At 66.5% G+C, this 22,984-nt stretch carries 22 protein-coding genes and 1 pseudogene; 14 read left to right on the top strand and 9 right to left on the bottom strand.

What is annotated here, in order from left to right; translation table 11 throughout:
• The first annotated feature begins 7 nt into the window (after positions 1 to 7).
• The 12 genes from CA260_RS00205 to CA260_RS00260 all read left to right on the top strand — a co-directional run bounded on the left by CA260_RS00205 (position 8) and on the right by CA260_RS00260 (position 8,321).
• Positions 8 to 784: a lysophospholipid acyltransferase family protein gene (locus CA260_RS00205; RefSeq protein WP_425479664.1), complete on the top strand. Its 777-nt coding sequence runs from the start codon at positions 8 to 10 to the stop codon at positions 782 to 784.
• Positions 781 to 1,782 carry a YheT family hydrolase gene (locus CA260_RS00210; RefSeq protein WP_111980486.1) on the top strand — a complete coding sequence of 334 codons (1,002 nt, stop codon included), beginning with the start codon at positions 781 to 783 and terminating at the stop codon, positions 1,780 to 1,782. Before CA260_RS00205 ends, CA260_RS00210 begins: the two co-directional genes overlap by 4 nt.
• Before the next feature lie 112 nt (positions 1,783 to 1,894).
• Entirely contained in the window at positions 1,895 to 2,299 is a 405-nt protein-coding gene (locus CA260_RS00215; protein WP_111980487.1) for a DUF3224 domain-containing protein, read from the top strand.
• 142 nt (positions 2,300 to 2,441) lie between these two features.
• Positions 2,442 to 3,533, top strand: coding sequence for a PQQ-dependent sugar dehydrogenase (locus tag CA260_RS00220; protein ID WP_111980488.1), 1,092 nt, complete (start codon positions 2,442 to 2,444; stop codon positions 3,531 to 3,533).
• Positions 3,534 to 3,595: 62 nt separating this feature from the next.
• Positions 3,596 to 4,216 carry a YbhB/YbcL family Raf kinase inhibitor-like protein gene (locus CA260_RS00225; RefSeq protein WP_111980489.1) on the top strand — a complete coding sequence of 207 codons (621 nt, stop codon included), beginning with the start codon at positions 3,596 to 3,598 and terminating at the stop codon, positions 4,214 to 4,216.
• Between the two features lie 116 nt (positions 4,217 to 4,332).
• A complete protein-coding gene (locus CA260_RS00230; RefSeq protein WP_111980490.1) occupies positions 4,333 to 4,488 on the top strand; it encodes a DUF1328 domain-containing protein in 156 nt (51 codons plus the stop codon).
• Between the two features lie 82 nt (positions 4,489 to 4,570).
• Positions 4,571 to 4,942, top strand: a complete 372-nt coding sequence (locus CA260_RS00235; RefSeq protein ID WP_111980491.1) for a DUF883 family protein — start codon at positions 4,571 to 4,573, stop codon at positions 4,940 to 4,942.
• Positions 4,943 to 4,959: 17 nt separating this feature from the next.
• A complete protein-coding gene (locus CA260_RS00240) occupies positions 4,960 to 5,427 on the top strand; it encodes an ABC transporter ATP-binding protein (RefSeq protein ID WP_111980492.1) in 468 nt (155 codons plus the stop codon).
• Positions 5,424 to 5,714 (top strand): hypothetical protein, encoded by a 291-nt coding sequence (locus CA260_RS00245; RefSeq protein WP_111980493.1) that lies wholly within the window; start codon positions 5,424 to 5,426, stop codon positions 5,712 to 5,714. Before CA260_RS00240 ends, CA260_RS00245 begins: the two co-directional genes overlap by 4 nt.
• Positions 5,715 to 5,782: 68 nt before the next feature.
• Positions 5,783 to 6,877, top strand: coding sequence for an AI-2E family transporter (locus CA260_RS00250; protein WP_238149573.1), 1,095 nt, complete (start codon positions 5,783 to 5,785; stop codon positions 6,875 to 6,877).
• A complete protein-coding gene (locus CA260_RS00255) occupies positions 6,877 to 7,335 on the top strand; it encodes a GNAT family N-acetyltransferase (protein ID WP_111980495.1) in 459 nt (152 codons plus the stop codon). Before CA260_RS00250 ends, CA260_RS00255 begins: the two co-directional genes overlap by 1 nt.
• 32 nt (positions 7,336 to 7,367) lie before the next feature.
• A complete protein-coding gene (locus tag CA260_RS00260; RefSeq protein WP_111980496.1) occupies positions 7,368 to 8,321 on the top strand; it encodes an alpha/beta hydrolase family protein in 954 nt (317 codons plus the stop codon).
• 18 nt (positions 8,322 to 8,339) lie between these two features.
• Here the strand turns inward: CA260_RS00260 and CA260_RS00265 are convergent, their stop codons facing one another.
• The 9 genes and pseudogenes from CA260_RS00265 to CA260_RS00305 form a co-directional block, all read right to left on the bottom strand.
• A complete protein-coding gene (locus CA260_RS00265) occupies positions 8,340 to 9,320 on the bottom strand; it encodes a PD40 domain-containing protein (RefSeq protein WP_111980497.1) in 981 nt (326 codons plus the stop codon).
• 126 nt (positions 9,321 to 9,446) lie between these two features.
• Complete coding sequence (locus tag CA260_RS00270) at positions 9,447 to 10,205, bottom strand: LytR/AlgR family response regulator transcription factor (protein WP_111982923.1); 759 nt, start codon at positions 10,203 to 10,205, stop codon at positions 9,447 to 9,449.
• On the bottom strand, positions 10,202 to 11,293 hold the full coding sequence (locus CA260_RS00275; RefSeq protein WP_238149574.1) for a sensor histidine kinase: 1,092 nt from the start codon (positions 11,291 to 11,293) through the stop codon (positions 10,202 to 10,204). Before CA260_RS00275 ends, CA260_RS00270 begins: the two co-directional genes overlap by 4 nt.
• A 94-nt stretch (positions 11,294 to 11,387) precedes the next feature.
• On the bottom strand, positions 11,388 to 12,332 hold the full coding sequence (locus tag CA260_RS00280; RefSeq protein WP_111980499.1) for a TolB family protein: 945 nt from the start codon (positions 12,330 to 12,332) through the stop codon (positions 11,388 to 11,390).
• 132 nt (positions 12,333 to 12,464) lie between these two features.
• Positions 12,465 to 13,499 carry an NADP-dependent oxidoreductase gene (locus CA260_RS00285; protein ID WP_111980500.1) on the bottom strand — a complete coding sequence of 345 codons (1,035 nt, stop codon included), beginning with the start codon at positions 13,497 to 13,499 and terminating at the stop codon, positions 12,465 to 12,467.
• Positions 13,500 to 13,522: 23 nt separating this feature from the next.
• Positions 13,523 to 14,284 carry an SDR family oxidoreductase gene (locus tag CA260_RS00290; protein ID WP_111980501.1) on the bottom strand — a complete coding sequence of 254 codons (762 nt, stop codon included), beginning with the start codon at positions 14,282 to 14,284 and terminating at the stop codon, positions 13,523 to 13,525.
• Positions 14,281 to 15,762: an efflux transporter outer membrane subunit gene (locus CA260_RS00295; RefSeq protein WP_111980502.1), complete on the bottom strand. Its 1,482-nt coding sequence runs from the start codon at positions 15,760 to 15,762 to the stop codon at positions 14,281 to 14,283. The genes CA260_RS00290 and CA260_RS00295 overlap by 4 nt, the downstream gene beginning before the upstream one ends.
• A 112-nt stretch (positions 15,763 to 15,874) precedes the next feature.
• Positions 15,875 to 19,076, bottom strand: a pseudogene (locus CA260_RS00300) (efflux RND transporter permease subunit).
• A gap of 252 nt (positions 19,077 to 19,328) precedes the next feature.
• Positions 19,329 to 20,525 (bottom strand): efflux RND transporter periplasmic adaptor subunit, encoded by a 1,197-nt coding sequence (locus tag CA260_RS00305; RefSeq protein WP_111980503.1) that lies wholly within the window; start codon positions 20,523 to 20,525, stop codon positions 19,329 to 19,331.
• 145 nt (positions 20,526 to 20,670) lie between these two features.
• Here CA260_RS00305 and CA260_RS00310 point away from each other — a divergent pair, with 145 nt between their 5' ends.
• Complete coding sequence (locus tag CA260_RS00310) at positions 20,671 to 21,624, top strand: LysR family transcriptional regulator (protein ID WP_111980504.1); 954 nt, start codon at positions 20,671 to 20,673, stop codon at positions 21,622 to 21,624.
• Positions 21,625 to 21,800: 176 nt separating this feature from the next.
• Positions 21,801 to 22,922 carry a serine hydrolase domain-containing protein gene (locus CA260_RS00315; RefSeq protein ID WP_111980505.1) on the top strand — a complete coding sequence of 374 codons (1,122 nt, stop codon included), beginning with the start codon at positions 21,801 to 21,803 and terminating at the stop codon, positions 22,920 to 22,922.
• Positions 22,923 to 22,984 lie beyond the last annotated feature (62 nt).

The following is a 22,984-nucleotide window of genomic DNA, read 5'->3' on the forward strand; positions in this document are numbered from 1 at the left end:
AGACCTGATGCGACCCCTGCGTTACGCCTGGCGCGTACCGCTGCTGCTGCTGCACATCGTGCTGGGCATCCTGCTGTGCGCGCTGGTGCTGACCTGGAACCGCGACGCGGTGATGAGGGACGGCCGCGAGCCGTTCACGCATCGCATGATCCGCTGGTGGTCCACCGCGCTGCTGCGGGTGTTCGGCCTGCGCTCCGTGCGGGTGGGCCAGCCGCTGGCCGATCCCGTGCTGTTCGTTGCCAACCACACCTCGTGGATCGACATCGAACTGCTGCACAGCCAGCGCGCGGCCTGCTTCGTGGCCAAGGCCGAGATCGCCAGCTGGCCGCTGGTGGGCTGGCTGGCGTCGGCTGGCGGCACGATCTTCCATCGCCGCGGCAGCAACCACTCGCTGGCGGCGGTCATGCAGGTGATGGTGGAGCGGCTGCGTGGCGGGCGTTCGGTGGCGGTGTTTCCCGAAGGCGGCACGGGCCACAACGGCGTGTTGCGCGTGTTCCATGCGCGGATCTTCCAGGCGGCGCTCGATGCCGGGGTGCCGGTGCAGCCGGTGGCGCTGCGTTTTGCGCGCGACGGGCACCGGGTGATCGACGCCGGCTTCCGCGAGCACGAAAACTTCATGCAGAACTTTCTGCGCCTGCTCGGCGAAGCGCCGCTGGATGCGGAAGTTCATTTCCTCGAACCCGTGCCGGCCACGCCCGATGCGCGACGCCGCATGGCGGAGCTGTCGCGCGAACGCATCGCCCAGGCGCTGGAAGACCAGCCGAACCACGACAGCCGCGCATGACTCTGCCGAAGGGAAAGGATTTCCTGCCGCCGTGGCCGCTGCGCAGCGGGCACATCCAGACCATGCTGTCCTCCAGCGGCGTGCGGCGCGTGCTGCTGCCGAAGGCGGCGCAGGCGGTGATGGAAGGAGCCGAGCCGGTCATGGTGAGCGGCGGCGATGGCGTGCGCCTCACCGGCGCCTACACCGCACAGAAGGCGAAGCCGCAGCCGCGCGGCCTGGCCGTACTGTTCCACGGCTGGGAAGGCAGCGTCGATTCCACCTACGTGCTGCAGACCGGCAGCCGGCTGCTGGCCGATGGCTGGGACATCTTCCGCCTGAATTTCCGCGATCACGGCGACAGCCATCATCTCAACGAGGCGCTGTTCCATTCCTGCCGCATCGATGAAGTGGTGAACGCGCTGGGCGATATCGCGCAACGCTATCCCAACCGGCCCATGGCGTTGGCGGGATTTTCACTGGGCGGCAACTTCGCGCTGCGCGCCGCCTTGCGCGCGCCCTCGGCCGGACTGCCGCTGAGCTACGCGCTGGCGGTGTGCCCGATCATCGATCCCAGCGAAGGGTTGTTCTCGCTGGAAGCTTCCGCGCCGTGGTTCTACCAGGCGTACTTCATGCACAAGTGGCGTCGCTCGTTGCAGGCCAAGCAGGCCGCGTTTCCGCAGCAGCAATACTTCGAATTGTCCGAGCTGAAGCAGAACCTGCGCGGCCTGACTGCGTCGCTGGTGGCGCGGCATACCGACTTCGGTTCGCTGGAAGCCTATCTGGACGGCTATTCGGTCGCGGGCCGCGCGCTGGCCGACCTGCATGTGCCGGCGACGATCCTCACGGCGCGTGACGACCCCGTGATCCCGGTGGACGCGTTCGACAAGCTGGAGCTGCCGGCCAACGTGGAGCTGGATATCTCGGCCTATGGCGGCCATTGCGGGTTCATTCGCGGCTGGGACATGACCAGCTTCACGGATGAGTACATTGCCGCGCGGTTCAACGCGATCGCGTCGTAGTATCCGTGTTCCGCGCCGGCCGTGAGGGCGTCGCGGATCCATCATTGATGGTGGCGCTGCATGCATTCCCGCATGCCGCCCGCGAGCAAATATTCCATAAGGGAGAGTGGATATGGCCATGCATGCCCAGGGCACTTTCGACGTAACGATCACGCCGCAATCCTTCGCGGAGGGCGTGGGCGATCCCAGCGTCGGGCGCATGGCGCTCGAGAAGCATTTCAAGGGCGATCTCGAGGGCGTGGGTCGCGGGCAGATGCTTGCGGTGGGCACGGCGATCGACGGTTCCGCCGGCTATGTGGCGATGGAGCGTGTCCAGGCCGCCCTGCACGGCCGCGAAGGCAGCTTTGCGCTGCAGCACAACGGCGTCATGAACCGCGGTACGCCGCAGCTGTCGATCACCATCGTGCCCGATTCGGGCACCGACGGACTGAGCGGCATCGCCGGCACGCTGACCATCCGCATCGCCGATGGCGTGCATCACTACGAACTGGCTTACTCGCTGCCTGACGTTCCCTAGCCAAGTGATTGCGCGGTGGCCGTTTTCCTGCTCCGCGCGATCGTCGAAACACACCCCCCGAAGCGTTGCCATCATGCCGTCGTGGAAGGTGCGCGGCCGTCGCGCTACGCTTCAGCCTTTCCGTCAACGGAGAGGCTTGCCCATGCGTCGCTGGATGTTCGCACTGTTTGGCCTCCTGGCCGTCCACACGGCCAGCGCGGCGCCGCAGCTGGACAAGCTAACGCTGCCCAAGGGGTTCCACATCGCCGTCTATGCCGACGACGTGGCGAATGCGCGCGAAATCACCCTGGGCGCGAAGGGCACGGTGTTCGTGGGCTCCAACAATGCCGGCAAGGTGTATGCGCTGACCGACAGCAAAGGCAGCGGTCACGCCGACAAGGTGCGCGTGGTCGCCAGCGGCCTGGAGCTGCCGGTGGGCGTCGCGTTCCACCATGGCGATCTCTACGTTTCCGCGGTCAGCAAGATCTACGTGCTGCGCGACATCGAAAACCATCTGGACGATCCGCCGAAGCCGGAAGTGGTGTACGACAAGTTTCCGACCGAAACGCACCACGGCTGGAAGTTCATCGCGTTCGGCCCCGACGGCAAGCTCTACGTGCCGATCGGCGCGCCATGCAACATCTGCGACAAGGGCAAGGCGTACGCCAAGATCACGCGCATGAATCCGGATGGCAGTGGCCTGGAAGACGTCGCCTACGGCATCCGCAACACGGTCGGCTTCGACTGGCAGCCGGGTACCAAGCAGATGTGGTTCAGCGACAACGGACGCGACCTGCTGGGCGATGAAGTGCCCAGCGACGAGCTCAACCGCCTGTCGCACATCGGCGAGCATTTCGGTTACCCGTATTGCCACCAGGGCGATATGCTCGACCCCGAGTTCGGCAAGGGCAAGAACTGCAAGGACTACACGCCGTCCGTGCTGAAGCTGGGCGCCCACGTCGCTTCGCTGGGATTGCGCTTCTACGAAGGCAAGCAGTTTCCCGCCAGCTACAAGGGCGCGATCATCGTCGCCGAGCACGGTTCGTGGAACCGCACCAAGAAGTCGGGCTATCGCGTGATGACGGTGCGGCTCCATGGCGACAAGGTGCTCTCGTATGAACCGCTGATCGAAGGCTTCCAGCAGAACGAGACGGCCTGGGGCCGCCCGGCGGACGTGCAGCCGCTGCCCGACGGCAGCCTGCTGGTGAGCGACGATCTTGCCGGCGCGATCTATCGCGTGACCTATCAGCCCTGACGCAAGGCCGCGTCCGCTACGATGCGGCGCGACGCTTCCGAGACCTCTGCAGGAGAAACACCGTGCAACTGCGCAGCGACCATTTCACCCACGGGCAAGCGATCCCGCCTGCCAATGCGTTCTGCAAGATCGGGCAGCCGGTGGCGCTCTCCGACAACCTGAGCCCGCATCTGGCATGGAAGGAAGCGCCGCTCGCGACGCGTTCGTTCGTGCTCATGTGCATCGACTTCGACGTGCCGAGCAAGCCCGATGACGTCAACAAGGAAGGCCGCACCGTGCCGGCCGATCTTCCGCGCGTGGAATTCGTGCACTGGTTGATGGCCAATATTCCGGTGGAATGCGGCGAACTGGCGGAAGGCGCCTGCAGCGACGGCATCGTGGCGCACGGCAAGCGTGCACCGTACGGTCCGCCGGGCAGCGTGCAGGGCCGCAACGACTACACCGGCTGGTTCGCCGGTGACGCGGACATGAAGGGCGAATACCTGGGTTATGACGGCCCGTGCCCACCGTGGAACGATTCGCTCGTGCACCATTACCACTTCCGCCTGTATGCGCTGGACGTGGAACACCTGAAGCTTGCCGACGGCTTCACCGTGACCGAACTGAGAGCTGCGATGGATGGGCACGTGCTGGCCGAAGCGGAGCTGATGGGCACGTATACGCTCAATCCCGCGCTGGCCTGAACAGCGTGAACGGGGCCCAACGTGGCGTGGGCGAACCGAGATTTTCACGCGCACAAGGCATGGGCTGTGGATGAATGACACGGGGCGAAGCACTGCCCCGTCGAGAGGAAAAACCCATGCTGCACTACGCCCTGGTATTTCTGGTCATCGCCATCATCGCGGCCCTGTTCGGCTTCACGGGAATCGCCGGCGCGGCAGCCGGCATTGCAAAGATCCTGTTCATCGTCTTCTTGATCCTCGCCGTGATCGCCTTCTTTCGCCGCGCCAGCTGATCGAATGGCGTATCGGGGCTCGCCAGCCCCGATACGCGGTCGCTAGTCTGGCCATATCGCATAACGCTCACCGGAGAACCTCATGAACAAGCAGGTCCAGGCGCCAGAGGACATCGGCAGCACGGCTGCCGAGCGCATCGAAGATCGTGCCGAGCGCATCAAGCAGGCCACCTCCAGCGCCGTGACGAGCACCAAGGAAGCCGTCGATCGCGCTGCCGACCACGTCGAGGAAAGCCTGCATCGCGCCACCGACAAGGCCGCCGACGCCGCCACGCGGGCTACCGAAAAGGCCGACGAATATCGCCAGCGTGGGCGCGAGGCCTATGACGACGCCATCGATCGCGCCGACGAATGGCTGGATCGCGCGCGCGAGTACGTCCGCGAGAAGCCCGTGCAGTCCGTGGCCATCGCGCTTGGCGCAGGCTGGCTGCTTGGCCGCATACTTCGTCGCTGACGCGACGAGGGCACCGGATGGACCAGACCGAAAGCGGCAGTAACGCGGGGGCACCCGAAGCATCACCGGCTCCGCCTCCACCGCCCGGTCTGCTGGATGATCTGGGACGGTTTGGCCGTGCCCTCCACACCTTGTTCGGCGCACAGCTGCGACTGCTGGCGGCGGAACTCGGCCTGGCGCGCAGCGCGGTGCATTGGTTGCTCGCCGCGGCGCTGGTCGCGATGGTGGCGGCGGTGGGCCTGGGCGTCACCCTGCTGGGGTTGGCGGGATGGCTGCTGGCGCAGTGGTTTGGCTCATGGACATGGGCGCTGGCGGTGCTGGCGCTGCTGGAGCTGGGTATTTTGGTCGGCGCCATCGTGCTGTTCCGACGCTGCATGCACTGGATGACCCTGCCGGCGACGCGCGGCGAGTGGAATGCGATGATGCGCGAGGTCCTGCATCGTCCCGATTCGCAGGTGGATACCCGCTCCGAGGATGCGCCATGAGCCTCTTGAAGCAGCTGCAGGCCGTACGTAGCGCACAAACGCGCGCGCAGGACGCCCGCCACGAACTGGCCGTGCCAGCCCATGCCTTGCTGTCGAGAGGGCAGCGCTATCCGCTGACCACCGTGGGCGCAGCTGCTGGCGCGGGTTTCGTGCTGGGCCAGCTCAACGTCCATCCGCTGCGCGTGCCGGGTCTGGGCGCGTTGCTCAGCGGCACGGCCGCCGAGCTGGTCGGGCAGGGCGCGCGCTTGCTGGCCGAATTCGCGCAGGACAGCTTCGACCCTACATGAACGTCGTCGATCCTACTTCAACGCCTCCCCCCGCCGAGGGAGAGGTGCGGACCGTCGCGGTGGAGGCCATGGTGCCTCGGCGCCAGCCGCGCCAGGACGTGATGCGCGTGATACGTACGCAGAGCGCGCGGCGCCACCTGCGCAGCATCCGCATCGTGCTCAACATCTTCGTCATGCTGGCGCTGCTCTATACCGTCACCCTGACCAAGCAATTGCTGATACCGCTGGTGCTCGCATCGTTCATCGGCCTCGCGCTCAACCCCATCGTGGCGCGTGGCGCGCAGTGGCACATCCCGCGCTGGCTGGGCGCGAGCGTGTTGATGATCGGCCTGATCACCGGCATCGGCGCTGGCGTGGGCATGCTGGCGCAGCCGGCCATGGGTTGGTTCCACGAGGCGCCCACCGCGATCCGCGGCTTCGTACCCAAGCTGCGCACCTTCATGCAGCCGTTCGAAGCGGCGAACCGCGCGACACAGAGCCTGTCGGGCCAGGTACGCAGCCAGGTGGTGCAGCAACCGCCGCCGCTGTCCATCAGCGCCTGGGATGTCGTCGCCACCACGCCGAAAGTGCTGGCGGGCGTGCTGACCGTGGTGCTGCTGGTGTTCTTCTTCCTCGTCTATGGCGACGTGATGTTGCGGCGACTGGTGGAAGCATCGCCGAGCTTCGGCTACAAGCGGCACGCGGTGTCGATCGTGCGCAGCATCCAGTATGAAGTCTCGCGCTACATCCTCACCGCGACGCTGATCAACATGGGCCTGGGTGCGATCACCGCCGGCATGCTGTGGCTCTACCACATGCCCGATCCCCTGCTGTGGGGCACGGTGGCGATGCTGGCGAACTACATTCCCTATGTGGGCGCGATCACCACCACCACGGTGCTGGCCATCGTGGGCCTGCTCAACTTCAACGATGCCGGCGCCGCGCTGCTGCCGGCGCTCACCTTCGCCGGCATCACGGCGCTGGAGGGCAACGTGATCACGCCGCTGATCCAGGGTCATCGCATGCGGCTGAGCCCGATCGCGATCCTGTTGTGGCTGCTGATCTGGGGCTGGCTGTGGGGCATTCCCGGCGCGCTGCTCGCCGTGCCGATGCTGACCAGTGCCAAGCTGGTGGCCGAACGCGTGCGCGGCTGGGCCTGGTTCGCGCGGATGGTGCAGCGCTGATGGCGGCGCTGGTGGTGCGCGACATCACCGCCGACGATTTCGGCGCATGGAAGCCGTTGTGGGAAGGCTACAACGCCTTCTACGGCCGCAGCGGTGAAACCGCGCTGCCGGAGGTGATCACGCAGTCGACATGGGCACGCTTTTTCGATGCCGACGAACCGGTGCACGCGTTGGTTGCCGAGCGCGACGGCGAACCGCTCGGCCTCGCGCACTATCTGTTCCACCGCAGCACGACCAGCATCGATAACCATTGCTACCTGCAGGACTTGTTCACCGTGGAAGCCGCGCGTGGGCTCGGCGTGGGCCGCGCGCTCATCGAGGCCGTGTACGAGCGCGCGCGGCAGGCCGGCTCGCCGCGCGTGTATTGGCAAACCCACGAAACCAACGCCACCGCCATGCAGCTGTACGACAAGGTGGCGTGCCGATCGGGATTTGTGGTGTACCGAAAGCTGCTGTAGCGTCGATGCAACACGGATGACGAGTGTTTCCGATGCGCGCTGCAGCCAACGCAACCGTTCCCACGATTCCCTGGATCACGCGCCTCACGGCGCTGCCGTTGCTGTTGCTGGGATTGCCTCTCGCCTCGCCTGACCCGGCGCGAGCCAGCGGTGAACCATCGCTGTGCGCAGCGTCACCGTCGGCCGCCGACGTCGAGGTTCGACGCACGACGTTGGCCGGCTTGCCCGCCATCGTGCGCATTCCGAAGCAGGTGAGCCGCGCGCCGATCGTCCTGTGGCATGGCTTCGGGCCGCCCGCCAGCGAGACCGCGATGATGGCGGCCTTGCCGCTCGACGACGTGCCGGCGGTGAAGGTGTATCTCGGTCTTCCGTTCTTCGGTGAGCGTGCCTTGCCGGGTGGCATGAAGGAACTCGCGCAGCGCCAGGGCGAGGACCTTGGCCTGCAGGTCTTCAAGCCGGTGGTCGTGGGCGCCGGCGATGAACTGCCGCACGTGGTGCAGGCGCTTGCGCAGCAGGGTTGCCTGCGGCGCGACGGCGCGGTCGGGCTGGTGGGCTTTTCGGCCGGCGGCGCGGCAGCGCTCTATGCGATGTCGCAACGCCAGGCCGCTGTCGACGCCGCGGTGTTCATCAATCCATCGACGGGGCTGACGGCCTCGGTGCAGGCCTACGAACAGGTGACCGGCCGCGCCTACGCGTGGTCACCCGCATCGCGCGAACTGGCGCAACGGACGGATGCGATCCGTCATGTCGCCGAGATCGCCAAAGGCACGCCGCCACCCGCGCTGCTTTTCCTGCAGGGCGCCGACGATTCGGTGATCGATGCGCATGCGCTGGCCGATCTCGACGAACAGCTGAAGCCGTTGTATCGCGATCACGCGCAGCGCCTGCAGTTCACGCGCCTGCCGGGCGTATCCCACCAATGGGCCTCCGATCCGCAGGCGCTCGCCAGCGTGCGCAAGGCGGTGGCGGCGTGGTTCCGTCAGTGACTTTGCGTCCGCTCGCGATCAATGGTCGATGCCATGCGCTTTCAGCACGTCGCTGATATCGAACAGCCAGAGGTTGCGTGAGCCGTTGAGCGGCGCTTCCAACCGCCGTTGCAGCGAGGCGCTGTCGTCGCGGTTCTTCGGAAAGCGCATCTCGGCCTGGCGGTTGCTGGAGACATACAGCTCGCCGAAATGGTGGCCCAGGGACGGCGCGTTCTCGAGGGAAGGGCTGTTCACCCCGCCATCCAGATGCACGGGCTTGCCCCAGTGGCCGCCGGCGTCGCGAAAGGCGATGTAGAGATCCGCGCTGCCGAGCGAATCGCCCTCGTTGCCGGCGTAGACCACGAAACGCTGCTGCGGGTCGACACACGGATCCATGCGGTTGTGGTCGACATCGCCCAGGTCCACGCGTTCCGGCGCGGCGTAGCCTTGGCCGGTGCGCCGTGCGACATAGATCTGGTAGAGCTTGCCCGAATCCGCACGGTGCGCGGAGAAATAGACATCGCCATTGGCCGCCACCGACGGGTTGTAGATCATCGCGCCATCGTTGTGCGCGCCATCGACGTGCACGGGCTCGCCCCAACGACCATCGGCCTGCTGCTCGACATACCACAGATGCGTTCCCGCGAAATGCTGCCCGTTCATCTCGGCCGTGACGGATGCATCGCCCGGGTGCGGCGGACGGTTGGAGACGAAGAAGAGCCGCTTGCCGTCCGGCGACAGCGCCGGTTCCGAATCGTGCCATTGGCCGGAGAAGGGCGCCACCTCAGGTGTCGACCAATGCCCATCGCGCTGATGCGAGACGAGGATGGTGTCGTCCTTCTCGGCGAAATCCGAACGCATGAAATACAGCGTATGGCCGTCCGGACTGATCGCCGCCGAGGTTTCCTGCAGGCCGGTGGAAATCACCCCCGGCCCGACCAGTTCGCCGGCATGGGCAGCGGCCAGGGCGGAGACGGCGACGGCGATCGAGAGCGCGAGGCTGAGCGGCTTGCGCGACATGGAAGGTTTCCTTTGCGTGGCGTGATGTATGCACCAAGCATGCGTGGCGTTCCCATTCGGTGCAGCGGCTCCGTGTCGGGCGGTTGATTGGCGGTGACGAGCGGTTGCCTGCTCGCCACGGACGGTTCATGCCATGCCGAGCGCGCGCCGTGCCTGCATGCGGAAGCGGCGGCTGAGGTTGAGCCGCGTGCCATCGCGCAACACCACTTCCGCGCTGCCCTGGAACAGCGGATGCACTTCGCGGATGCGTTCCACGTTCACCACGATGCCGCGGTGGATGCGCAGGAAGCGTGAGGGATCGAGCGACGCGAGCAGCTGCCGCAGCGACTCGCGGTGTAAGTAACTCGCCGTGCCCGCACGGATATGCACGTAGTTGCCGTCGGCACGCAGCCAGTCGATGTCGTCCACCGGAATCACGCGGATATGCTCGCCGTGCTGCACGCTCAGGCGCTGCAGGTAAGGGCTGGGTGGCGGTGCGGTCGCCCGCGGTGACGCCGGCAGCGCATGCTGCCCCTGCCAATGCCGTCGTACGCGCGCCATGGCCTGGTCGAAGCGCTCCTGGTCGATCGGCTTAAGCACGTAGTCGATCGCATCGGCATCGAAGGCACGCAGCGCGTGCTGGCCGAATGCCGTGGCGAACACCACCATGGGTGCGGTTTCGCGTTTGAGGCCATGCAGCAGCTTGAAGCCGTCCATGCCGGGCATGCGGATGTCGAGAAACAGCAGGTCGGGATCGAGCGCGCGTATCGCCTGCTGCGCTTCGACGGCATTGCCGCATTCGCCCACGATCTCCACGTCCGGGTGCGAAGCAAGCGCCTGCCGGATCGCGAGGCGTGCCAGCACCTCGTCGTCGACCAGCAGCGTGCGGATCGGCGGCGCGCTCATGCCGCGCACTCGCGGTAGGGAAAACGCATCTCCACGCGCGTGCCGCCATCGATGCGGCGTTGCAGCTCCAGCGTGGCGTCGCTGCCGAACAGCATGTCGAGCCGCGTGCGGGTATTGCCCAGGCCCAGGCCATCGCGCGGCCCTTCGGGCGGCAAGCCGATGCCGTCGTCGTCGACGCGCAGCAGCAGCGAGTCGCCGTCGCGGCGGGTCACGATATGCAGCGTGCCGCGCTCGGTCTTGTCGAGCAGGCCATGCCGCAATGCGTTTTCCACCAGCGGTTGCAGGATCATATTGGGCACCAGTGCGCGCACCGTATCGGTGGCGACATCCAGGTGCGTGGTCAGACGATCCTGGAAGCGCACCTGCTGGATGCCGAGGTAGCACCGCAGGAACTCCATCTCGCGCGACAGCGGCACCTGTTGCGCGTGGCGTTCCTCCAGCGTGAGCCGCAGGAAGTCGCTGAGCCGCGCGATCATCAGCCGCGCCTGCACCGGATCGGCCAGCGCCAGCGCGGAAATGGCGTTCAGCGTATTGAACAGGAAGTGCGGCTGCAGCTGCACGCGCAGCGTCTGCAGCTGCGACTGCACCAGCTGGGTTTCCAGCTGCGAGTTGCGCAGGCGTTCGTCGCGCAGGCGGCGCTGCGAGTCGATCGCGCGCAACACCACCAGCAGCACGCCGTAAGTGATCCATGCCAGATGGAAGTTGTACGCGAACTGCATGCGCATGAAGGCGCCGAGGGTCATGTGCGGCTGGGACAGCGGTGGTCCGCACAGCTGCCAGTAGATCGCCTGCATCATCAGCACCTGCAGTGTCGCCAGTACCACGCTCACGGGCAGGTGCACCGCGAAGAAGCGGCCCCAGCCATGGCTCGCGGTACGCCGGCCCAGCCACGCCACCAGTGGCGTCAGCAACATCCACAGGTAGAAGTTGGTGAAGTTCCACGCCAGCGGGCGATACCACACCACCGGCATGCCTTCGCTGATCGAGGAAAGGATGGCGCTGGCCGTGTAGGAGCCGGCCAGCAGCGTCCAGAACGCAAAGGCCAGCCCCTGGGTTTTCCAGCGTGGCACGCTCATCGAGTTGGACACGCGACGCCTCCCGGGCGCAGGCCGCAACGGCGGATCACGGCAGTGTGGCGGCCCGCCAGGCGCGATGACAGTGCCTGAAGGCGTGCCCGCCTCGTCAGCCCGTCGTGCACGTCGCTGGCACCGTGGGCGCGGTTTCGCCGTGCGCCTCCAGCCAGGGCAGCAGCGAGATGCGCCAGATGTGATCGTCTCCCTTCGCCGCCGGCGCGGAACCATCGGACGGCGTCGCGCGGTCGCTGGAGTAATACAGCGTGCGATGATCGCAACCCAGCTGCGAACCCATGCTGTGGGTGCCGCCGTTCACCGCATCGCCCAGGTCCTGCGGCTCGGACCAGTTCTGTGCGGTGTGGAACGAAATGGCCAGCCGATAGGGCTGCCTGGGATCGAGCTTGATGCTGAACACCATGAAGGAGCGATCCGGCGCGATGGCGACGTCGCGGATCTGCGCCTGCTTGTCGCCCACCGCCACCACGTAGGGCGCCGTGTAACGGCCGTTCTCGTAGGCGGTATGCAGCGGACGCAGCACGCCGTCGGGCGCGCAGCCGATGTAATAGATGCTGCCGTCCTGCGCGATGCTGGGAGCGAACGTGCTGTTGCAGGTATTCACCGCATCGGGAAGGCGCACGGGTTCGCTCCAACCGTCGCCCTTGCGATCCACGCGCCACAGGTTCATGCCCTGGCCCTTGAAGACCTTGCCGTTGCGCACCGCGTCGATGGGCTGGCCGTCATTGGTCGCAGGCCGGTTCGACGCGAACACGAGGAAGGAGCCGTCCGGCGCCATGCTCGGATCGCCATCGCGCCAGTGGCCGGAGAACGGTGCCACCACCGGAGCCGCCCATTTTCCGTTCACCCGCCGCGAGGACATCACCGACGCGCCCTGGTCCGTGCCGCGCATGAAATACACGGTGTTGCCATCCGGCGTGAATGCGGGCGAGACCGCATCGCCATGATCGCCTGGCGTGAAGAGCGTGGGAGCGTCGGGCGAGAGGGTGATCAGTGGCGAGATCAGCACCAGCACGACGCAGATCATCTGTTGCCACATGGCTAGTCTCCTGGATGCGCGACGAGGGCGGACAGCGCATCAAGCTAGGGCGCCGCGCGGGCGGCGTCATCGCTTCTGTGACAAGCGGCGTGCTGGCGTCCACGAGCGGTAGGCCGCCGTGGGCGAACGGCGTCAATGGTCCGCGACGCGTATCACCAGCTTGCCGAAGTTGCGGCCCTGGAGCAGGCCGATGAAAGCTTCAGGTGCGCGCTCCAGGCCGTCCACCACGTCCTCGCGAACCTTCACGCGGCCGCTCGCGATCCACTCGTCCATGTCGCGGCGGAAGGCCGCGAAGCGGGTCGCGTAATGGTCGAGGATGATGAAGCCTTGCATGCGGATGCGCTTCTGCAGGATGGCGGCGGTGACCGCCGGCAGCCGATCCGTGTCGGCGTGGACGCCGTCGTCGTTGTAGTGCGCGATGAAGCCGCACACCGGCACGCGCGCATGCAGGTTGAGCAGGGGCAGCACGGCGTCGAACACCGCGCCGCCGACATTCTCGAAATAGACGTCGATACCGTCGGGGCAGGCCGCGGCGAGCTGTTCGGCGAGGCGCTCGTCGTGGCGATCCAGGCAGGCATCGAAGCCAAGTTCGTCCACCGCGTGGCGACACTTGTCCGCGCCGCCGGCAATGCCGACCACGCGCGCGCCCTTGAGCTTGGCGATCTGGCCCACCACGGCGCCGACCGCGCCCGTCGCTGCTGCCACCACCACGGTTTCGCCGGGCTTGGGCTGGCCGATGTCCAGCAGGCCGACATAGGCGGTGAATGCGGGCATGCCCAGGCCGCCCAGCGCCAGCGATGGTTGGGGCATCTCGCCCAGCGCCGTCAGGTCCTCGCCGTCGGACAACGCATAGTCCTGCCAGCCCGCGTTGCCGAGCACCAGTTCGCCGGCGCGGAACTGCGGGTGCTTCGAGGCGACGACGCGGCTGACCGTGCCGCCCACGACCGGTTCGCCCAGCGGCACCGCGGGCGCATAGCTCGTGCCGCGCTCGTCCATCAGGTTGCGCATATACGGATCGAGCGAGAGATAGAGCGTGCGCAGTAACACCTGGCGGTCGCCCGGCTCGGGAATCGCCGTTTCCTCCAGGCGCAGGTCGTGCGGCGTAGGTTGGCCCTGCGGCCGGGAGACCAGCACGATGCGGCGATTGCGGTTATTGCTCTGTGGCATGTCCAATTCCCTTCGTGGTCCGGTCACCAGTCGATGCGCTGGCGATCGCGGAAAAAGCCGCCGTTGATGGCCGGCCGCGTGGGCAGCATCGCCGCCCATACGATGCCGGCGGCGCCTTCGGCAACCGGTCGGCCACCGTGGCCGCCCATGTCGGTGGCGACCCAGCCGGGACATACGGCGTTGACCAGGATGCCGCTGCCGGCAAGTTCGGTGGCGAGCATCCGCGTGTGGCTGTTGAGTGCGGCCTTGGAGACGCGGTACGCGGGACAGGCGCTGCCTTCGCTGTCGATGGCGCCGCAGCCGCTGGAAACGTTGACGATGCGGCCGTAACCGTGGCGCTGCATCAGCGGCAGCACAGCCTCGGTGAGTTGCCATGCGCCGATCAGGTTGGTTTCCAGCGCCTGTCGCACGAGGTCGATGTTCACCGACGAGGGATCGTCGTCGATGTCGAAGTAGGCGCCGGCGTTGTTGACCAGGATGTCGAGTCGGCCGTACTCGCCGTCGATACGAGCGGCGAGTTCGCGGACGTCCTGCGTCGACGTCACGTCGAGCTTCACCGGAATCACCGTGCCGCCTTCGCGCCGCAGCTGCCGCGCGGCCTTTTCGCCGAGCAATGGCTTGCGCGCACCCAGCAGCACGGTGACACCCTGCGCTGCGAGTTGCCGCGCGACCTCGTAGCCGAGGCCGCGGTTGGCACCGCTGACCAGCGCGATGCGCTGCGACGGCTCCGGTTCGGCCACCCCCGTGCGGCGACGCGGCCTCCCCGGAAACGCCACCGCGTTCATGGCGCGGCGGCCAGCTGGTCGCAACGCTCGCTGGCGCAGGCTTGCCAGCCGCCGCCCAGCGCCTTGTACACCGACACCGCGCGCAGGTTGATCGCGGCCTGCGCATCGGCCAGCGAGTCTTCCGCTGCCAGCTGGGTACGCTCGGCATCCAGCAGCTGCAGGAAGTCGGCGGCGCCTTCGTTGTAGCGGATGCGCGCCAGATCCGCGGCGCGGCGGCTCTGCGTCACCTGGTCCTCCAGCTTGAGCACGCGTTCGCGCTGCAGGTTGTAGCCGACGATGGCGTTGTCCACGTCTTCCAGCGCCTGCAGCACCGTGCGCTGGTAGTTGGCGAGCGCGGCGTCGTTGCGCGCTTCGCTCGCCTTCACGTTGGAACGGACGCGCTCCACGTTGAGGCCCGACCAGGTGATGCTCGGTGCGATCGACCAGGCGCGCGACGCTGCACCGCCGAAGTCGTTGCTGCGGCCGGCGAGGAAGCCGAGGAAACCGCCCAGCGAGATGTGCGGATAGTAGTCGGCCTTGGCCACGCCGATGCGCGCGTTGCTGGCGGCGAGCTCGCGCTCGGCCACGCGCACGTCGGGACGACGCTGCAGCACGTCGCCGGCGCTGCCGATGGAAAGCGCGACGTCGATCGGCTTGAACGACTTCGCCGACAGGTCGATGTCGAGTTCACCCGGGCGCTCGCCCAGCAGCACGGCGAGGCGCGCCGTGTCGTTCTGCGCGAGCGTCTGCAGCGAAGGCAGCTGCGCTTCCACCGCGCTGAGGCGCGCGGTGGCGCTGGCCACGTCCTGCTCCGAGCCGGTACCGGCATCGAGGCGCGCGCGGATCAGCTTCAGCGACTGGCGCTGGTTCTCGATGTCGCGGTTCGCCACGTCGATGCGCAGCTGCACGCCGCGCAAGTCGAAGTAATAGCGCGCGACCTCGGCGAACAGGGTCACCTGTGCGTCTCGCAGCGAGGCTTCGCTGGCGCCTGCGTCTGCACGCGCCGCTTCCACCGAGCGGCGCACGCCGCCGAACAGGTCGATCTCCCAGCTCGCATCGAAACCGGCCTGGTAGCTGGTGACGGTGGTGCGCTGGTCGGTGAAGCCCGGCTGCTGGCCGCGGCTGCGCGAGTAGTTGGCGACCGTTTCGATGTCCGGTATCTGCTGCGATTTCGCCACGCCGAGCAGGGCGCGCGATTCACGCAGGTGGGCATAGGCGATCTTGAGATCCGGCGCGTTCGCCGCGGCGCGCTGGATCAGCGCGTCGAGGGTCGGGTCGTTGAACTGCTTCCACCAGTCGGCCTGGAAGTTCGTCGTCGACTCGTGCGCGTCGACGCCCTGCACGACGGGCGGGGTCTCCTGCGGCGCGTGGTAGTCCGGGCCGACGCTGACGCAGCCGGAGAGCATGATGGCGGCGGCGATGGCGGTGACACGCTTTGCTCCCTCTCCCCGCCGGGGAGAGGGTTGGGGTGAGGGGGCGGGGCTTGCGGCGAGATCCATGAAGCCGGCGTGGCCCCTTTCAAGGAAATCGCGAGCGTGGCCCCTCACCCCGGCCCTCTCCCCGGAGGGGAGAGGGAGAAGTGCGGCGAAGAGGTTTTTCAACGAAGACATATCAATGCTCCTCGATAAGGTTGCCGGCCTGCGCAAGGCGCGCGGCCTTGCGGGCGCGGCGGCGTTCGCTCATGCGTTCGCCCCAGCCGCGCACCAGCACGTAGAACAGCGGCGTGAAGATCAGGCCGAAGAAGGTGACGCCCAGCATGCCGGCGAACACCGCCACGCCCATCGCGTGACGCATCTCCGCACCGGCGCCGTGCGAGGTGACCAGCGGCACCACGCCCATGATGAAAGCGAACGAGGTCATCAGGATTGGGCGCAGTCGCAGGCGGGCGGCTTCCAGCACGGCCTGCACGCGGTCCATGCCTTCGAGGATCTGCGCTTCGCGGGCGAATTCCACGATCAGGATCGCGTTCTTGCACGCCAGGCCCACCAGCACGATCAGGCCGATCTGCGTGAAGATGTTGTTGTCGCCGCCGGTGAGCCACACGCCGGTCAGCGCGGACAGCATGCACCATCGGCACGATCAGGATCACCGCGAGCGGCAGCGTCAGGCTTTCGTACAGCGAGGCCAGCACCAGGAACACCAGCAGCACGCACAAGGGGAACACCAGCACCGCGGTATTGCCGGCGAGGATCTGCTGGTAGGTCAGCTCGGTCCATTCGAAGGTCATGCCATTGGGCAGGTTGTCCTTGGCCAGCTTCTCGATCGCCGCCTGTGCCTGGCCACTGCTGAAGCCCGGTGCCGGACCGCCGTTGATTTCGGCGGTCGGATAACCGTTGTAGTGCTGCACGCGGTCGGGGCCGACCGTCTGGTTCACGGTGAGGAACGAGCCCAGCGGGATCATCTCGCCCGAGGCGCTGCGCGTCTTGAGCTGCAGGATGTCGCTGGCTTCGTGGCGGAACTTCGGCTCTGCCGAGACGTTCACCTGGTAGGTGCGGCCGAAGCGGTTGAAGTCGTTCACGTAGAGCGAGCCGAGATAGGCCTGCATGGTCTGGTACACATCGGCCAGGTCCACGCCTTCGGCCTTCGCCTTCTCGCGATCCACGTCCGCGTCGATCTGCGGCACGCTCACCTGGTAGCTGGAGAACAGGCCCGCCAGCGTCGGCACCTTGGTGCTTGCACCGATCAGGTTCTGCGTCTGCTTGTACAGCTCCTCGAAGCCGGCATCGGAACGATCCTCCACCTGCAGGCGGAAACCGCCGATCGTGCCGAGGCCGTTTACCGGCGGCGGCGGGAAGATCGCGATGTACGCATCCTGGATCGCCGCGTACTTCTGCTGCAGCGCCGCCGTGATCGCACCGGCCGACAGCGAGGCGTCACGACGCTCCTCGAACGGCTTGAGTGTCACGAACACGATGCCGGAGTTGGTGCTGTTGGTGAAGCCGTTGATCGACAGGCCCGGGAATGCCACGGCGCTTTCCACGCCCGGCTGCTTGAGCGCGATATCGCTCATGCGACGGATGACGTCTTCCGAACGGTCCAGCGAGGCGGCATCCGGCAGCTGCGCGAACGACACCAGGTACTGCTTGTCCTGCGGCGGCACGAAGCCGGTGGGCACGTGGGCGAAGCCGAACAGGCCCAGCAGCACGAGGCCGCCGTAGATGATCAGCGCGATCGAACCCGAGCGCAGGATGCGCTTCACGCCGCCCACGTAACGGTTCGCGCTGCTCACGAACAGGCGGTTGAACGGACGGAACAGCCAGCCGAACGCACGATCGATGAAGCGGCTCAGCTTGTCCTTCGGCGCACCGTGTTCCTGCAGCAGCAGGGCGGCGAGCGCGGGGCTCAGCGTGAGCGAGTTGAAGGCCGAGATCACCGTGGAGATGGCGATGGTCAGCGCGAACTGGCGATAGAACTGGCCCGTCAGGCCGCTGATGAACGCCGCCGGCACGAACACCGCGCACAGCACCAGCGCCGTGGCCACGATGGGCCCGGTCACTTCCTTCATGGCCTGGCGTGTCGCGTCCTTCGGCGACAGGCCGTGCTCGATGTGACGCTCGACGTTCTCCACCACCACGATGGCGTCATCGACCACGATGCCGATGGCCAGCACCAGGCCGAACAGCGACAGCGCATTGAGCGAGAAGCCGGCCAGCAGCATCACCGCGAACGTGCCGATCAGCGACACGGGCACGGCGACCAGCGGGATGATCGAGGCGCGCCAGGTCTGCAGGAACAGGATCACTACCAGCACGACCAGGGCGATGGCTTCGAACAGCGTATGCACCACCGCCTCGATCGAACCGCGCACGAACACGGTCGGGTCGTAGACGATCTGGTAATCCACGCCCTGCGGGAAATCCTTCTTCAGGTCCGCCATCAGCGCGCGGACTTCGTCGGAGATCTGGATCGCGTTGGAACCCGGGCGCTGGAAGATCGGCAGTGCCACCGCAGGCTGGTTGTTGAGCAGGCTGCGCAGCGCGTAGCTGTTGGAACCGAGTTCCACGCGGGCCACGTCACGCAGGTGCACGAAGGAACCGTCGGCATCCTTGCGCACGATGATGTTGAGGAAATCCTCCTCAGTGATCAGGCGGCCCTGCGTGTTGATGTTGAGCTGGAACGCCGAATTGGTCGGGCCCGGCGGCGCATTCAGCGCACCGGCCGCCACCGTGATGTTCTGCTCCTGGATCGCATGCACGACGTCGCCGGTGGTGAGCTGACGCGACGCCAGGTGCTCCGGGTCCAGCCACACGCGCATGCTGTATTCGCCGGCACCGAAGATCTGCACGTCGCCGACGCCGTCGAGGCGGGCGAGCTGATCCTTGATGTGCAGGCGTGCGTAGTTCGACAGGTACAGCATGTCGTAACGCTGATCGGGCGAGATCAGGTGCACCACCATGGTGAGGTCAGGCGAGCTCTTCTGCGTGGTCACGCCTAGACGCTGCACTTCCTCGGGCAGACGCGGCAGCGCCTGCGACACGCGGTTCTGCACCTGCACCTGCGCGTTGTCCAGGTCGGTGCCCAGCGCGAAGGTGACGGTGAGCGTCATCGCGCCGTCGCTGGTGGACTGCGAGCTGGTGTAGAGCATGCCTTCCACGCCGTTGATCTGTTCTTCCAGCGGCGTGGCGACGGTTTCGGCGATCACCTTGGGGTTGGCGCCGGGATAGGAAGCACGCACCACCACGGTCGGCGGCACCACCTCGGGGTATTCGCTGATCGGCAACTTGAACAGCGCGATGCTGCCCGCGATGAGGATCAGCACGGAGAGGACGCCGGCCAGGATCGGCCTGTCCACGAAATATTGGGCGAGTTTCATTGCATTCGTCCTGGTTGCTCTAGGCACCATTCCCGCGCGAGGCGGGGACTTGGGGAGCCTTGTTCGCGCGATGCGGAGACAAAGGTTCCCTGGCCCTCTCAAAAGAGAGGGCTTCCGTTACTTGCCAATCACTTTCCTAATCCGTCATCCCGGCGCAGGCCGGGATCCAGTAGCGATAAAGCGTGAAGGTGCTAGTACGTATGAGCACTGACGCTTCTGGATTCCGGCCTGCGCCGGAATGACGATCAAGAACTATTTCTGCTGAGCCGCGTTCTTGCCCGACGCGCTGCCAGCCATCGCCAGCTGCTTGTTCGGATCGAGGCTGCGCGATTCCATCGCCACCTTGCTCGGGTTCACTTCCACGCCCGGCCGCACGTGCTGGATGCCGTTGACGATCACGGTGTCCTTGGCGTCGAGACCTTCGGTAACCACACGGAGGCCGTCCAGTAGCGGACCGGTGACCACGCGGCGGTATTCCACCTTGTTGTCCTTGGCCACGACGTAGACGAACTTGTTGCCGAGGTCGGCACCGACGGCGCGGTCGTCGACCAGTGCACGCGGCTGGCGGCTGTCGCTGCGCAGCTGCACGCGGACGTAGAGACCGGGCGTATAGCTGGCGTCGGCGTTGTCGAACACCGCGCGCAGGCGGATGGTGCCGCTGCCGGCGCGCAGCTGGTTGTCGACGAAATCGACGCGGCCGGCGTGCGGATAGCCTTTCTCGTCGGCGAGGGCCATGGCCACCTGCAGCGTGCCGTTGTGCGCGCGTCGAAGGCGGTCGAACTTGAGGAAGCTGTGCTCGTCGACGTCGAAGTAGGCATAGATCGGGTCCACGCTCACCACGCTGGTCAACACATCGCTGCTGGTGACCAGATTGCCCGGCGTCACGAGGGCATTGCTCACGCGGCCATCGATCGGCGCACGTACTTCGGTGAAGCCGAGATTGAGGCGGGCGGCGTCGAGCGCGGCGCCGGTCGAGGCCACCTGGGCCTTGGCGCTTTGCGCGGCCGTCACCTGGCGGTCGGCTTCTTCCTTGGAGATGGCGTGCTGGTCGAGCAGGCGGCCGGCGCGTTCGGCATTGGCCTGGGCCAGTGCCTGTTCGGCCTTGGCCTGGTTGAGATTGGCCGAGAGGCGATCCACTTCCGCCTGGTAGGGACGCGGGTCGATGCGGAACAGCAGGTCGCCCTTGCGTACCACGGCGCCTTCCTTGAAGTGCACCGAATCCACGTAGCCGCTGACGCGCGGGCGGATCTGGATGGTGTCGACCGCCTGCAGGCGACCAGTGAACTCGTCGGCGTCATCCACCGGGCGCACCAGCACCTGCGCCACCGTGACGGCGGGGGCCGGCGGCGGGCCGGCCTGGGCATGGCTTTCGCCGTTATGGCCGAGCACGGCCCAGCTGCCGCCCACCACGGCTAGCGCGAGAATGGCGAGGATCCATCGTTTTTTCATGTCGGGCTCCCATATTGGTCCCACCGGCATCGGGGGTAGCCGGCGAGCAGGGCCGAGAGAATAGGTATACGATACGGTTCAATAAATACCTCTTTGTGCAATGCAATAGTGACTCCCAGTCACGAATGGGTAGAGAATCGATCCTATGGAAGACTTTGCCGCAATCTCCGCGTTTGTCCGCGTGGTCGAGGCCAAGAGCTTCGCCGCCGCCGCCGCCCAGCTGGGCATGACGCCGTCCGGCGTCAGCCGCGCCGTGTCCCGCCTGGAGGAAAGCCTGGGCGCCAGGCTGCTCTATCGATCCACGCGTTCGCTGCGCTTGACCGACGATGGCGCCTCGTTCCACGCACGATGCAAGGAAATCCTCGCCGATCTGGCCGAGGCGACGGAGGCGCTGGGCTATGCCGCGCGCAAGCCGACCGGCAAGCTGCGCATCGGTGTGCCGGCGTCGGTGGGGCGCACCGTGATCATCCCGAGGCTGGCCGAATTCGAGCAGCGCTATCCGGATATCCGGCTGGAACTGTCGATGTGCGACTACCCCTACGACCTCAACGAGGAAGGCATCGATTGCGCCGTCCGCGTGGGGCCGCTGGAGGATTCCAGCCTGATCGCCCGCAAGATCGGCTACCTGCGCAACGTGATCATCGCCTCGCCGGAATACCTGGCCCGCTACGGCGCCCCGCAAAGCCTCGACGACCTCAAGAACCACCGCTGCATCAACTATGTGCAGCCCAACGGACGCCCACGCCAGTGGCAGTTCGATACGCCGAGCGGGCAGGTCGGCGTGGACATCGAGGCCCACATCCTGATCAACGATGCCGAATCGGTGATCCAGGCGGTGGTGTCGGGTCTCGGCATCACCCAGGCGCCGCATGTGATCGCGTCATGCATGCTCGACTTCGGCAAGCTCGAGCTGGTGATGACGGACACCATCTCCACCGGCAAGCCGGTGTGGATCGTCTACCCCCAGAAGAAGCACCTGTCGGCCCGCGTGCAGGCCTTCATCGAGTGGGTGCGCGAGGTGTTCGAGCAGACCAATGAGCCGGGGAAGCACAAGAAGCCGCTGGTGGCGGTGGCGGAGCCGGAGCGCATCCGGGCCTGAAAGTCTCCGCTCTTCCTGTAGGAGCGCACCCAGTGCGCGACCGCGGAGGTTCGGCGTCACCGCTGCGTAGGCTTTTCGCGCACTGGGTGCGCTCCTACAGAAAACTTCATTCGCGTTTCAGGCACTTCATCCGCGGCCGTGGTCCGCTCCGCGCATCCCAACGATGGAGCGTGACCATGCCTATTGCCTTCCGCCGGCTGTTGCTGGCGTCGATCCTGATCTTCCCCCTCGCGGCGCCCGCCAAGGACTACCAACCACCGACGGCTGGCTCCGATGGCTGGCCGGTCGCCGACGCGAGGGCAGCCCACTGGGATCTCGCGCCCTTGGCCGCGCTGGAGACCAGGCTCACCGATGGCAGCACCAAGGGCATCACCAGCGTGGTGGTGGCTCAGCACGGCAAGCTGGTCTACGAGGGCTATTTCAACGGCGGCGAGGCCGACCGGCTCAACGACGTCCGCTCGGCCAGCAAGAGCGTGACCGCGCTGCTGGTCGGCGCGGCGATCGACCGGGGGCTGATTCCCCATGTGCAGGCTCGCGTCTACGACTACTTTCCCGACAAGCAGCCGGTGCAGCATCCCGATCCGCGCAAGCAGGCCATCACGCTGGAAGACCTGCTGACCATGAGCTCCCTGTGGGAATGCGACGACGAAAACCCGTTCTCCACCGGCAACGAAGAACGCATGTACGTCACCGAGGACTGGCTGCAGTTCGCGCTCGACCTGCCCATCAAGGGCTTCGCGCCGTGGATGACCCGGCCCAAGGACAGCCCGTATGGCCGCGCCTTCTCGTATTGCACGGCCGGCGCATTCACCGCGGGCGCCGTGGTCGAGCGGGCCACGCACAAAGGCCTCGCCGCATTCGCCTCCGAGGTACTGGAGAAACCGCTGGGCATCACCGCGGTGCAGTGGAATGCCTCGCCGTTGGGCATCGGCATGGGTGGTGGCGGCACGCGTTATCGCAGCCGCGATCTCGCCAAGCTGGGGCAGCTCGCGCTGGACGGCGGCCGCTGGCAAGGGCGGCAGGTGATCTCCACCGCCTACATCACGCAGATGCTGTCGCCCCATACGCAGGCGCGCGACGATGCGGACTACGGTTACCTGTGGTGGCGCTTCCGCTTCCCCGTGCATGGGGTCGACCAGACGGTGTGGGCGATGTCGGGCAACGGCGGCAACTACGTGTTCGTGATGCCGTCGCAACAGCTGGTCACGGTGATCACCAGCACCGCGTACAACCAGCGCAATGCGCATGCGCAGTCGCAGGAAGTCTTTCGCGAGTACGTGTTGAAGGCTTTGCCGTAGGTTTTTCTGTCGTCACTCCGGCGTAGGCCGGAATCCAGCTGCCGAAAGACACCTACGTGCGG

The organism is Dyella jiangningensis, assembly GCF_003264855.1.
GTDB classification, from domain to species: domain Bacteria; phylum Pseudomonadota; class Gammaproteobacteria; order Xanthomonadales; family Rhodanobacteraceae; genus Dyella; species Dyella jiangningensis_C.

What these genes read in the sequence shown, in the direction of transcription:
- CA260_RS00285 (WP_111980500.1), bottom strand. Translation starts at nt 13,499, where the DNA reads ATGCCACAGAGCAATAACCGCAATCGCCGCATCGTGCTGGTCTCCCGG.
- CA260_RS00215 (WP_111980487.1), top strand. Translation starts at nt 1,895, where the DNA reads ATGGCCATGCATGCCCAGGGCACTTTCGACGTAACGATCACGCCGCAA.
- CA260_RS00305 (WP_111980503.1), bottom strand. Translation starts at nt 20,525, where the DNA reads ATGAAAAAACGATGGATCCTCGCCATTCTCGCGCTAGCCGTGGTGGGC.
- CA260_RS00250 (WP_238149573.1), top strand. Translation starts at nt 5,783, where the DNA reads ATGGTGCCTCGGCGCCAGCCGCGCCAGGACGTGATGCGCGTGATACGT.
- CA260_RS00210 (WP_111980486.1), top strand. Translation starts at nt 781, where the DNA reads ATGACTCTGCCGAAGGGAAAGGATTTCCTGCCGCCGTGGCCGCTGCGC.
- CA260_RS00295 (WP_111980502.1), bottom strand. Translation starts at nt 15,762, where the DNA reads ATGGATCTCGCCGCAAGCCCCGCCCCCTCACCCCAACCCTCTCCCCGG.
- CA260_RS00255 (WP_111980495.1), top strand. Translation starts at nt 6,877, where the DNA reads ATGGCGGCGCTGGTGGTGCGCGACATCACCGCCGACGATTTCGGCGCA.
- CA260_RS00245 (WP_111980493.1), top strand. Translation starts at nt 5,424, where the DNA reads ATGAGCCTCTTGAAGCAGCTGCAGGCCGTACGTAGCGCACAAACGCGC.
- CA260_RS00280 (WP_111980499.1), bottom strand. Translation starts at nt 12,332, where the DNA reads ATGTGGCAACAGATGATCTGCGTCGTGCTGGTGCTGATCTCGCCACTG.
- CA260_RS00310 (WP_111980504.1), top strand. Translation starts at nt 20,671, where the DNA reads ATGGAAGACTTTGCCGCAATCTCCGCGTTTGTCCGCGTGGTCGAGGCC.
- CA260_RS00290 (WP_111980501.1), bottom strand. Translation starts at nt 14,284, where the DNA reads ATGAACGCGGTGGCGTTTCCGGGGAGGCCGCGTCGCCGCACGGGGGTG.
- CA260_RS00235 (WP_111980491.1), top strand. Translation starts at nt 4,571, where the DNA reads ATGAACAAGCAGGTCCAGGCGCCAGAGGACATCGGCAGCACGGCTGCC.
- CA260_RS00315 (WP_111980505.1), top strand. Translation starts at nt 21,801, where the DNA reads ATGCCTATTGCCTTCCGCCGGCTGTTGCTGGCGTCGATCCTGATCTTC.
- CA260_RS00265 (WP_111980497.1), bottom strand. Translation starts at nt 9,320, where the DNA reads ATGTCGCGCAAGCCGCTCAGCCTCGCGCTCTCGATCGCCGTCGCCGTC.
- CA260_RS00240 (WP_111980492.1), top strand. Translation starts at nt 4,960, where the DNA reads ATGGACCAGACCGAAAGCGGCAGTAACGCGGGGGCACCCGAAGCATCA.
- CA260_RS00260 (WP_111980496.1), top strand. Translation starts at nt 7,368, where the DNA reads ATGCGCGCTGCAGCCAACGCAACCGTTCCCACGATTCCCTGGATCACG.
- CA260_RS00220 (WP_111980488.1), top strand. Translation starts at nt 2,442, where the DNA reads ATGCGTCGCTGGATGTTCGCACTGTTTGGCCTCCTGGCCGTCCACACG.
- CA260_RS00270 (WP_111982923.1), bottom strand. Translation starts at nt 10,205, where the DNA reads ATGAGCGCGCCGCCGATCCGCACGCTGCTGGTCGACGACGAGGTGCTG.
- CA260_RS00205 (WP_425479664.1), top strand. Translation starts at nt 8, where the DNA reads ATGCGACCCCTGCGTTACGCCTGGCGCGTACCGCTGCTGCTGCTGCAC.
- CA260_RS00230 (WP_111980490.1), top strand. Translation starts at nt 4,333, where the DNA reads ATGCTGCACTACGCCCTGGTATTTCTGGTCATCGCCATCATCGCGGCC.